Consider the following 11965-nt stretch of genomic DNA (forward strand, 5'->3'; position numbering starts at 1 on the left):
TAGCAAAACCTGCATTTAAATCACCGAATGAGATTCGTCCTCCAAGCCCCTGAGCTAGGGTAAAATTTTTACGTTAAGGGAAAGAATTGCTTTATTTGAAATGTGGGTACCGATAATTAAGTCTAATGAAGCTTGTGTTGCATTTACGGATGATTCTGGCTAATACCCTAATACAATAATTTCTGTTGTATTGTCCAAGATACCACTATGCTCATGTTTTAGCGGAATGGCGTAGGCCGTCCAACTTAGTAAAATGTATTTTTCAGAACAAAGTAGTTAGCATGGATGCATCATATGGAGTTATTGTTTCATTATTTTGTAATTTCCGAATTAAATTAGGATTTGCGATAAATGGTCTACCAATTCCTAACAAATCAAATTCTTCATTCTTAATTTTTTCCTCCCCTTCTTGAAAATCATAACTCCCTGTGGCAATGAGTACTCCTTCAAAATAGGTGCGCATAAAGTCAGTCATTGTTTGTTGATTTAACGATTCGAAAATCACTTTATCGTTAAAGTTACCTGTATGAACATATGCGATTGGTAGTTGATTTAATTTCTCTAGAAGATACTGAAATACTTGCGCGTCCCGTTTATCACCAACGATTTCATTAAGATAAGCACCAGGTGATAACCGAATACCTACTTTTTGATATCCAATTGTATCACCACAAGCCTTAACTACCTCTAGAGCAAAACGCGCCATGTTTTCAGGGGTTTCACCATAAGAATCTGTTCTGTGGTTCGTGCAATAATGTAAAAACTGATCGATCAGATATCCATTAGCCCCATGAATCTCAACTCCATCAAATCCTGCTGCAATCGCGTTTCTTGCTGCTATGGCGTAACTTTCAATTTTTTCTTTAATTTCATCTAAAGTAGCCGCGCGTGATCGCCCGTAAGTTAAACCTTCCTTTCTTGATATTCGACCAGTCATTACCGTTTCTGAAGCCGAGATAGGTAACGCGCCCTTTAAAAAATGAGGGTGAGACACCCTACCCACATGCCAGATTTGTGAAAAAATATGTCCTTTATTAGCATGAACAGAATCAGTTATCCTTTTCCAGCCATCAATTTGTTCTTGGGTAAAAATACCCGGCACATTACTGTATCCTTTAGCGTCTTCACTGATGATTGTTCCTTCAGAAATAATTAAACCTGCATCTGCCCTTCTCGCGTAATATTCCGCCATAAGTGCAGTTGGACTCAGATCATCATGAGCCATATTGCGAGTCATAGGCGCCATAACAATCTTATTTTTTAAGCGCAGGGTTTCGCTTAATTGAAACGGAGTTAAAAGTAAGTCAAGCTGTGTCATAGCAATTCTCCTTTAGTACCTGAAATCTACATATCGCAAATTTCCGATTAATACATGCAAAAATTTTTACAGTATCTTTTGCAATTGAATTAAAAATTCACTAATAAAAGGCTTGTTCAATTTACAATAAGTCCATTGTCCGCGACGCTCCATGAGGATTAATCCCGCCTGATGAAGCTGCAACAGATATTGCGAAACGGTTGATTGAGATAACCCTATTTTTTGCTCAATCAAACCCACACAAACGCCTTCTGTACTGACATCACAGTGTGACGAAGTGAAGTATTTGGCGGGCTCTTTTAGCCATTCAAGAATTTTAAGGCGGTTCTCGTTAGAGAGCGCTTTTAAAACGAGTAAAATGTTCATACCTATCTAAATATATCGGAATTTTCCGATATGTCAATGTATAATAAGTAAGCATGTATTGGATATTATCGTTGTAGCTTAGTTAAGTTAAACATAAGTGAAGCAAATTCGGCACTTCGCGATAGTCTTTTGTTATATACTTCAACTAGATGAATTCAAAAGTGGTATATTGCTCTTTCACGTGAGGTTCTCTGCAAGCCTTTAGCAAAAAATCAATAAACATTGAATTTTTTCTTTCTATCAATAAATATAAGAAATATTTGGATTAGATACTTTAGATATTTGAGATTGGTGCTATCCTTAAGGCACACGCTTTCACCTTTCTTCCATAACGGTATATTTTCGGGGCACATAACCGTTCAATTGAGTCCCCTCATTGGAGCATTTTTATGTTTGGTCTCTTAGATTTTTCATGGTGGTCTTATGTCTTGGCATGTCTAATTCTTACGCAAATCACCATTGCCTCAGTAACTGTCTATTTGCACCGCTGTCAAACACACCGAGCTTTAAAATTACATCCCGTTGTTAGTCATTTCTTTCGTTTTTGGTTGTGGCTCACTACTGGTATGGTCACAGCTGAATGGGTAGCAATTCATCGCAAACACCACGCGACCACTGATATAGAGGGCGATCCGCATAGTCCTAAACTCTTTGGGATAAAAAAAGTCTTTTGGCAAGTGCCCGAGTTATATCGGGAAATGTCTAAAGACAAAGAGTTGATTCAAAAATATTCTCATGGAACACCGGATGATTTAATTGAGCGTAAATTGTATACTCCGCATAATAAGATGGGCATCCTTCTTATGTTTTTGCTCGATCTTCTAATCTTCGGTAGTATTGGTATCACCATTTGGGCAATCCAGATGATGTGGATCCCGCTCTCCGCCGGAGTCATTAACGGAATTGGACATTATAGAGGGTATCGAAATTTTGAATGTTCAGACGCATCCACGAATGTCTTTCCCTGGGGATTATTTATTGGTGGGGAGGAGTTGCACAATAACCACCATGCATTCGCTTCTTCGGCAAAATTCTCCATGAAGTGGTGGGAAATCGATTTGGGATGGTTTTACATCAAATGTTTATCTTTATTAGGGCTTGCTCAAGTAAAAAAATTACCCCCACAACTTATTTTTAACAAAGAAAAAACCTGTGTAGATCTAGATACTGTAAAAGCAGTAATTAGTCATCGTTTTCAAGTTATGTCTGAATACTATAAGCTCGTTACAAAACCCATTCTTCGTCATGAAAAAAGAAACAAGGGTATAGAGAAACGTGCGCTTAAAGAAGCTTCAAAATTATTACAACGTGAAGAAAAGTTGTTATCTTCGCAAGCAACCTCAACTCTACATTTTTTGTTGAGTCAATATCATACTATTCAACTAATTCATAGTTATCGGCAATCACTACAGAATATATGGTTAAAGACTTCCTCCTCACAAGATCAGTTAATTGACAGCTTACGTCAATGGTGCAAACAAGCAGAAGCCTCCGGTCTTGAGAGGCTTCGTCAGTTCGCACTGCATTTGAAAAGTTATGGACTTAAGCGCGCTTCCTTCATTAACTTCTCTTCATAAAGAAAGATTTGGAATAATCAGTTTATTGCTACAGAGCATAGGAAGGAAATTATAGCTGTTAATACACATACACCGCAGCAAGCGTAGATACTGTCTTTAAGATACACAACTGGTAGCTTACTAATTGGGTTGATCTTTTTGTGAAATATCTAAATAAGAATCCTCGCACGCTAAGGCATTATAGTAGCGTGTTAAGGCATGAATATGAGCAGCATTTCTCATGTCTGTATTGTGTTTTTTTGTTAATTGATAAATAGTATTAAACTCTTTGATAATCTTATCTTTTAGCCGTTTATGAATGGTATCAAGATCCCAATAATCACCGGATTTATTCTGAATCCATTCAAAATAACTGACAATAACTCCACCCACATTGGCAAGAATATCCGGTATAATCAAAATATTTTTTTTATTCAAAATCTTATCTGCTTCTAATGTGATTGGGCCATTCGCAATTTCAACGATCATATTCGCTTTAATCTTATCTGCATTCTCTTTCGTAATTTGATCTTCTATGGCAGCTGGAATCAAAATGTCCACATCCAGAGTCAACAAGGCCTCATTAGAGATACTTTTACCTCCCTGAAGCTCACAAACGGATTTCTTACAATACACGTCATGTACCGATTTCATGTGTTTTTTCTTATGCATCAACTCAGGAATATTAATACCATCCTGCATATAAATTCCGCCGTCTGCTTCACTTACGGCAATGATTTTATAACCATCTTGATACAGCAATTCCGCTACAGGCTGAGCTGCATTGCCGAAACCCTGTATAGCAACTGTCATGTCCTTGGCAGACCAGTTACGTTTCTTTTCTATTTCTTTAATGCAGTAATAAGCTCCGCGGCCGGTTGCAGTGTCCCGTCCTTGGCTTCCATTTAATGGAATTGGTTTACCTGTGACAATTGCTGGACTATGTTGGCGGACAATTCTTGAAAACTCATCCATCATCCAACTCATGATACGTGGAGTGGTGTAAAGATCCGGGCCAGGAATATCTCGATCAGTTCCAATAAAATCGGCAATGAGTTCAATGTACTTACGGGTTAATCGCTCTAACTCCCTTGGGTTTAAATCGGTAGCTGATACATTGATTCCGCCTTTACTACCACCAAAAGGAAGCCCTGCAACGGCACATTTTAAGCTCATCAATAAGGCTAGTGCTTGCACTTCCTCCATATTCACTAAGGGATGATAACGGATACCACCTTTTCCAGGGCCCCGCGCGGTTTCATAATGAACACGGAATCCCTGGAATATTTTTAATTCACCATTGTCTAGCCGAATAGGTATACTGACTTGTAAGCAAGCTTTAGGATGTCTTAATTTTTCAATTACATCCGGATCAATATCTATATAGGAAGCAGCTCGCTCTAGCCTGTTAATAGAGCGTCTAAGAAATCCATTATTACTCATTATGACTCCTTTCTCTGATCGCTTGACGTCCCTACAAAAATATAAGTGCCTATCAATAAAGCAAACGTAGATACTGTCAAAGCAATGATTAGCAATCGTTTGCAATCATGTTTGAATATTATAAAAACCCTATCCTTTGTCATGGAAAAAGAAACAAGGGTATAAAAAGTTAGAGAAGCGCTTAAAGAAGCTGCAAAATTACGCGAAGAAAAATAGTCATCTCGTCGCAAGCGGCCTCAAATCTTCACATTGTTTGTTGATTCCATATTATACCATTCAACTGTAGACGAATAAACTCACAATATAGACAGTAGGCTATGAATCTCGCTTTTAAATAGACTCACAGCTTATAAATATATTTTAATGTATTTTTTACTATCTACTTTAAGCTGATATAAAAAAATAAAATACTTTAATTATGACTATCAAAGAAGGTTGCGCGCTAATCTTGTTATCTTCTTGATTGGATTAATAGAAAAATAATTGGATAAATCAGCCATTAACGCAGAACAACTTCACGTTATGAGGTTATAGTCTGAAGTAGTAGCTGCCCTAACCCACTTATTCCTGCAACATTAATGAGGTGCTATTACTTCATCAAGACTATCTTATTAATGGATGTCTTATTCAGGCACAGTTTTTCGTTAAATAAAAATTATCGACGCATTGATTGATACTCGGTGGCTATTTCTTCTAAATCTACAGCAACCTCTTGAGCTACTTTGGGAGTGGTACATTCTGCTAACGCTTTAGCAGTTTTGCCAGCAAAACACATCCCGACACAATTTCCTACTATAAAGCTCACAATAGTTAGTGCATAACAAGTAGCCCTGGCTTCTGCATCAGCATCCACTGCCTTCAAAACAGGTATAGTTATGCCTAAATAAAGACCAGTAACCAATAAACCACCCATAAAAGCCACTGATTTAACAAAACAACGATCTGTAATAAGTTCTTTTTTTACAGCTTCTACCGTTTTCTTACGTTCCTCTACTTTTAATGAATAATTTTTTTCCGCTTGCTTAATTTTATCCGCTATAAATGCTTCTACAGGATTATTCTTAATTTCTGCGGGAACTTCCATATCCTGCAAACTAAAAAATAAAGAAGGTTTTTCTCTCTTGATTGTTTCGTAGGCAAGTTCTTTTAACGAAGGGGGATTAGCTATTTTTACTGCTTTTTTTATAGAAAGATCTTTTGTAATGTCTGCAACTTCTGCGATTTCTTCTATCATTTTAACACCTCAAATTGAATATTTTTATTCTTTTTAATTAAAAAATGATCCAAATGTTATCAAAAAAGGCATCTACTGGCTATCACTTTTAATAAGAGATTTGTTTCATGTAAAGGAGTACTTCAGACCTTTTATTCGCAAGTAATAAAATTGCAAACTCCTATTCGCGGTAGCCAAAGCTCAAAGCCAGAACTGGCATCTTATGGATACTGCGGGCAAGCCGCAGTATGTAGGAATGAGGGGCTCATTGTTAGATGATTCGGCAGATGTTCAACCTCTATTATTAGCTAACTTTATCTTCATCAGCATAGGGAAGTACGGTTACTTGGGTACCAACTGTTATAAATTGCTCGTTTAGCCATTTGGCAGCACTTGGGAAAACCCGTACGCAACCGTGACTGGTATTGGCCATAGGTACTTCATAGCCTGCGTGAATGGTATACCCTTGGAAGAAATACATGCAATAAGGCATTTTAGCCCCTCCTGTAGTCTCGACAGGATATTCACCTGAACGACAATCAATACCTCGCTTATGATAAACGTGGAAAGTACCGGTAACAGTGCGACAGGATTGGTTTTGATTTTCATCACAAACGTCCTTACCACCAGAAGCACTACCAGTCATTACTCGATTACCCTCTGCATCATAAGCTGCCCAGGCATACGCTTTTGGATCAAAAATAAACTGTTTTTTACCGGTAGCAGGAGCTTTTACAGGGAAGTAGTCACGACCTCGCTTATCTTCTGTGTAATGAATAGTGCGATGAACCATTCCTACATCATCGGTGATATAACAAGACTCATCGCAATAGGGCATGCAGCCTGCCAATCCAAGACACAGTAAGCCAACCCACAACAACAACTTCTTCATGGTAGATTATTCTCTCTTTAGTTATGAATAACTTAGAATGTGATAGGTAAAACCCTGCCACAGTTTATGTTTATGCCTCTAAACGACGATATTTAATACGTGACGGTTTATCCGCTGCATCCCCCAAACGTCGTTTTCTATCAATCTCATAATCGGTATAGTTGCCCTCAATGAAAACAACTTGTGAGTCTCCTTCAAATGCCATTAAATGAGTACAGATGCGATCAAGGAACCAGCGATCATGCGAAATAACAATTGCACAACCTGGAAAATTCAACAACGCTTCTTCCAGTGCTCGCAAGGTTTCCACATCCAAATCATTGCTTGGCTCGTCAAGGAGAATGACATTTGCTCCACGCTTTAGCAGCTTGGCTAAATGGACGCGATTTCGCTCTCCGCCGGATAATTGTGACATTTTCTTTTGCTGGTCGCCCCCTTTGAAATTAAAACGACCCACATAAGCACGTGAAGGCATTTGGAAAGCGCCAACTTGCATAATATCATGACCATCGGAAATTTCTTGCCAGACGGTTTTATTATCATCAAGATGATCTCGCATCTGATCGACATACGCTAAATTCACAGTTTCTCCAATACGAATTTCGCCACCATCAGGTTCTTCCTGACCAGTAATCATTTTTAGAAAAGTAGATTTACCTGCTCCGTTAGGCCCGATAATTCCAAGAATTCCCCCTTTGGGTAATTGAAAACTTAAATCATCAATTAATACACGATCACCAAACGATTTACGCAAATGCGTCGCTTCAATGACCAAATCTCCTAGGCGTTCGCCAGGGGGAATATAAAGTTCATTGGTTTCATTACGCTTTTGGAATTCTTTTGAATTCATTTCTTCAAAACGGGCAAGTCTTGCTTTATTTTTAGCGTGGCGACCTTTCGGGGAAGTACGTACCCATTCTAGTTCAGCCTTAATAGCACGCTGATGGGCTGCTTGTTGTTTATCTTCCATGGTCAGACGAGCTTCTTTCTGCTCCAGCCATGAGGTGTAATTACCCTTATAGGGAATACCTTCACCTCGATCCAGTTCCAAAATCCACTCTGCAGCATTGTCAAGGAAATAGCGATCATGAGTAATTGCAACCACAGTGCCTGGAAAATCCTCGAGGTAACGCTCAAGCCAAGCCACACTTTCTGCATCAAGATGATTAGTAGGCTCATCAAGCAGGAGCATATCTGGATTGGATAACAGTAAGCGACATAATGCCACCCGTCGACGCTCTCCTCCAGAAAGTTGACTTATTACAGCATTCCAGTCAGGTAATCGGAGTGCATCAGCAGCAACGTCTAATTTGCGATCAAGTTCCCAGCCACCACAGGCTTCGATATCATTTTGCAACTCACCTTGCCTGGCCAGCAATGCATTCATTTCATCATCACTCATAGGTTCAGCGAAGCGCATGCTGATTTCATCAAACTCCGCAAGCTTTGCCTTAATTTCAGCAACGCCTTCTTCTACCACTTCTCGCACGGTCTTTGTTAAATCCAGTTGCGGCTCTTGTGCCAAATAACCGATTTTAATCCCTGGTTGAGGACGCGCTTCACCGTCATACTGTGTATCAACGCCTGCCATAATACGCAATAGTGTTGACTTACCCGAACCGTTTAACCCCAAAACACCAATTTTAGCGCCTGGAAAAAAACTTAATGAGATATCTTTTAGAATAAAGCGTTGATTATCAACGACTTTACTCACCCTATTCATGGTAAAAATATATTGCGACGACATAGAATGCTCCATCTATAAAGGCAGGCGCAGACAGTAAACCAAACTATTACATTTCTCAAGAGGATAATCTCTCTCTGAGAGAGTCTTTGATAAGTCTGCGACTATATTTCCTATCAAAGACTATGATTCCTACAAGGATTAAATCCAATCCAGAATCACTTTTCCTGATTGACCAGAAGCCATCATCTTAAAAGCATGTTGGTAATCCTCTACCCGGAAATGATGAGTAATTACTGGCTCCAGATTTAAACCACTTTGTAACATGGCTATCATTTTATACCAGGTCTCAAACATTTCGCGACCATAAATACCTTTAATCACCAAACCTTTAAAAATCACCTGATTCCAGTCAATAGATGTTTCTTGTGGGGGAATCCCAAGCATTGCAATGTGGCCTCCGTGGTTCATTGCCTTGACCATATCATTCAAAGCCATCGAATTTCCGGACATTTCCAAACCTACATCAAAACCTTCCTGCATCCCTAACTCATTCATTATCTCTTTTATCGAGTGATATTTTACATTAACCGCTTTGGTAGCCCCCATTTTCTGAGCCAATTCCAATCGATATTCATTGACATCTGTAATGACCACATGACGCGCACCCACATGACGGGCAATAGCAACTGCCATGATGCCAATAGGACCTGCACCTGTTATTAATACATCTTCTCCTACCATATCGAACGCTAAAGCACAGTGAGTTGCATTGCCGAATGGATCAAGAATGGAGGCTTGGTCGCCTGAAATATTATCGGGTAAAACCAGTACGTTGGTGGCTGGCAAGGATAAATATTCGGCAAAACAGCCAGGACGATTGACACCAACACCCTGGGTATTACGACAAAGATGACGCTTGCCAGCGCGGCAGTTGCGACACATACCACAAGTAATATGCCCTTCTCCCGACACACGTTGCCCTACTTTTAAGCCCTGAACTTCCCGACCAATTTCAACAATTTCACCATAAAATTCATGACCTACAGTCATTGGTACCGGTATTGTAGCCTGAGCCCATTCGTCCCAGGAATAAATATGAATATCTGTACCGCAAATGGCCGTTTTGTGAATTTTAATCAGTACGTCATTTACCCCATATTCCGGTACGGGAACATCTTGCATCCATATTCCTGGTTCACGTTTTGCTTTTACTAAGGATTTCATGCATTTTCCTCTAAAAATTACTACTTAGGCTAGGGCGCCGAATAATTTCGATTTGCTGATTTTAAACGATTCCTACGTCCCCGAGGCTTGTCCGCGGGATCCATAAATCTTGTAACACCGCTGGATTCTGTGGACAAGCCACAGAAGGTCGAGGCAGAGAACATTGTACACATTTAAATCATTTGGCGCTCCAGGGCCTGTTAAATTAACTAATAACACCAAGCTCTTTACCTACTTTTGCAAACGCTTCCAATGCTTTATCCAAATGTTCCAGTTCATGAGCTGCAGACATTTGCGTACGAATGCGAGCCTTACCTTTAGGCACTACTGGATAAGAAAATCCTACAACATAAATGCCTTTCTCAAGAAGTCGAGCAGCCATTTTTCCAGCAAGTGCGGCATTCCCCAGCATGACGGGAATAATGGGATGTTCACCTGGAATTAAATCAAAACCAAGTTCACTCATACCGTTTCTGAAGTATTGGCTATTGCGCTTTAATTTTTGTGCCAGTTCATTACTAAGTTGTAATAAATCAAGAACAGCTATTGAGCTTTGAGCAATCACAGGTGCCAATGTATTTGAGAAAAGATAGGGTCTTGAGCGTTGTCGAAGCCAATCGACGATGGTTGCATTTGCTGCAGTATAGCCCCCAGAAGCACCACCCAATGCCTTACCAAGCGTTCCGGTAATAATGTCAATTCTGTCTGCAACACCACAATATTCCGGTGTTCCTCGTCCTGTTTCACCCATGAAACCAACTGCATGAGAATCATCAACCATTACCATGGCATCATAGCGTTCTGCCAACTCGCAAATGGCTGGTAAATTCGCAATAATCCCATCCATGGAAAACACACCGTCTGTTGCAATTAAACGAAAACGAGCCTCTTTGGCAGCCTTAAGCTGCTCCTCCAAATCCTTCATGTCATTATTCGCATAGCGAAAACGAGCTGCCTTGCACAAGCGAACACCATCAATGATACTCGCATGATTTAAGGCATCACTAATAATCGCATCTTCAGGGCCCAGTAAAGTTTCAAACAAACCTGTATTTGCATCAAAGCAGGAAGAATAAAGAATAGTGTCTTCCATACTTAAAAATTGACTTATTTTTCTTTCCAATTCCTTATGAGGTGTTTGAGTACCACAGATAAATCGCACAGAAGCCATGCCATAGCCGTATTGCTCCAGTGCTTTTTGTCCTTCAGCGATTAAGGCAGGATGATTGGCAAGCCCCAGATAGTTGTTTGCACATAGGTTAATAACTTTTCCCTCTTTTACTGTCACTGCAGCCTGCTGCTGACTAGTTATGACACGCTCTCCTTTATATAACCCTTCTTTTTTGAGTGTATCTATTTCAGACTGCAAAAATTCAGTAAATCGCTCAACCACATCAATCTCCTGTAATAAATAGGCGGCAAATAATAACAAATTTTACACAACACCACTATGAAATCCTGCAACTCCTTATAATATTTAAGATTAGTCAATCAAGTATTATAAAAAATTGCTTTATCGCTTGTTAAGGAATCGCACCTTTTATCAATTCTTGCTAAAATGCCCGCAACGTTTTAACCTAGATATCAAAGTAACGGTGAACTCCCAATGACTAGTCAAACTGCACGAATTAATATGGTCAAGCAGCAGCTTCGCACTGGCGAGGTTCTTGATGAAACTATTCTTTCCCTATACGAGAAATTTCCACGCCATGATTTTGTGCCTAATCATCTGCAGCATTTTGCCTATTCAGACCTACAAATTCCGCTAGAACACGGACAACGAATGATGACACCCTTGGAGGAAGGCAAACTGTTACAAGCCTTGGCCCTTAAAAAAGATGAAGTAGTTTTGGAAGTAGGTACCGGTACAGGGTTTTTAACTGCGCTATTGAGTCAACTTAGTAAAAAAGTCATCAGTATTGATTATTTTTCGGATTTCACCCATCAAGCTCGACGGAAATTACATGAACACCACTGTACCAATGTTGAATTAATCACGGGCGATGCCTCCAGAGGATGGCTGGAACAGGCACCTTATGATGTGATGGTATTCACCGGTTCTCTGGAAAATCTGCAGGAAACACATCGTCTGCAGCTGCTATCAGGGGGAAGATTATTTGCCATTATAGGTAAAGAACCGGTGATGCAAGGTCAATTACACAGCCTGGATCATGAGAATAAATGGCATACAAAAATACTTTTTGAAACTAATCTACCTCCTTTAATTGATAAATTGAAACCGAAAGAATTTGTTTTCTAGGACAAG

At 39.6% G+C, this 11965-nt stretch carries 10 protein-coding genes; 2 read left to right on the top strand and 8 right to left on the bottom strand.

Translation table 11 applies throughout. The features are described from left to right. Window positions 1-262 precede the first annotated feature (262 nt). Both clem_RS10655 and clem_RS10660 read right to left on the bottom strand, forming a co-directional pair. Window positions 263-1318, bottom strand: a complete 1056-nt coding sequence (locus clem_RS10655; RefSeq protein ID WP_094091541.1) for an alkene reductase — start codon at window positions 1316-1318, stop codon at window positions 263-265. A 66-nt stretch (window positions 1319-1384) separates the two neighbouring features. Then, complete coding sequence (locus clem_RS10660) at window positions 1385-1684, bottom strand: ArsR/SmtB family transcription factor (RefSeq protein ID WP_094091542.1); 300 nt, start codon at window positions 1682-1684, stop codon at window positions 1385-1387. A 389-nt stretch (window positions 1685-2073) separates the two neighbouring features. Here clem_RS10660 and clem_RS10665 point away from each other — a divergent pair, with 389 nt between their 5' ends. Then, window positions 2074-3261 (top strand): DesA family fatty acid desaturase, encoded by a 1188-nt coding sequence (locus clem_RS10665; protein ID WP_094091543.1) that lies wholly within the window; start codon window positions 2074-2076, stop codon window positions 3259-3261. 120 nt (window positions 3262-3381) lie between these two features. Here clem_RS10665 and clem_RS10670 read toward each other — a convergent pair whose 3' ends face one another. The 6 genes from clem_RS10670 to clem_RS10695 all read right to left on the bottom strand — a co-directional run bounded on the left by clem_RS10670 (window position 3382) and on the right by clem_RS10695 (window position 11092). Continuing rightward, entirely contained in the window at window positions 3382-4683 is a 1302-nt protein-coding gene (locus clem_RS10670) for a Glu/Leu/Phe/Val family dehydrogenase (RefSeq protein ID WP_094091544.1), read from the bottom strand. Window positions 4684-5338: 655 nt separating this feature from the next. Continuing rightward, window positions 5339-5917 carry a hypothetical protein gene (locus clem_RS10675; RefSeq protein ID WP_094091545.1) on the bottom strand — a complete coding sequence of 193 codons (579 nt, stop codon included), beginning with the start codon at window positions 5915-5917 and terminating at the stop codon, window positions 5339-5341. Window positions 5918-6200: 283 nt separating this feature from the next. After that, on the bottom strand, window positions 6201-6788 hold the full coding sequence (locus clem_RS10680) for a L,D-transpeptidase (protein ID WP_094091546.1): 588 nt from the start codon (window positions 6786-6788) through the stop codon (window positions 6201-6203). Window positions 6789-6858: 70 nt separating this feature from the next. Further along, window positions 6859-8535 (bottom strand): energy-dependent translational throttle protein EttA, encoded by a 1677-nt coding sequence (ettA, locus tag clem_RS10685; RefSeq protein ID WP_094091547.1) that lies wholly within the window; start codon window positions 8533-8535, stop codon window positions 6859-6861. Between the two features lie 138 nt (window positions 8536-8673). Next, window positions 8674-9699: an L-threonine 3-dehydrogenase gene (gene tdh, locus clem_RS10690; RefSeq protein WP_094091548.1), complete on the bottom strand. Its 1026-nt coding sequence runs from the start codon at window positions 9697-9699 to the stop codon at window positions 8674-8676. Between the two features lie 205 nt (window positions 9700-9904). Continuing rightward, the gene (locus clem_RS10695; RefSeq protein WP_094092338.1) at window positions 9905-11092 is read right to left on the bottom strand and encodes a glycine C-acetyltransferase; all 1188 of its coding nucleotides are present in this window, start codon (window positions 11090-11092) and stop codon (window positions 9905-9907) included. A gap of 213 nt (window positions 11093-11305) precedes the next feature. Here clem_RS10695 and clem_RS10700 point away from each other — a divergent pair, with 213 nt between their 5' ends. After that, window positions 11306-11959 (top strand): protein-L-isoaspartate O-methyltransferase family protein, encoded by a 654-nt coding sequence (locus clem_RS10700; RefSeq protein ID WP_094091549.1) that lies wholly within the window; start codon window positions 11306-11308, stop codon window positions 11957-11959. Window positions 11960-11965 lie beyond the last annotated feature (6 nt).

Source organism: Legionella clemsonensis (genome assembly GCF_002240035.1).
In the GTDB taxonomy this organism is placed as follows: domain Bacteria; phylum Pseudomonadota; class Gammaproteobacteria; order Legionellales; family Legionellaceae; genus Tatlockia; species Tatlockia clemsonensis.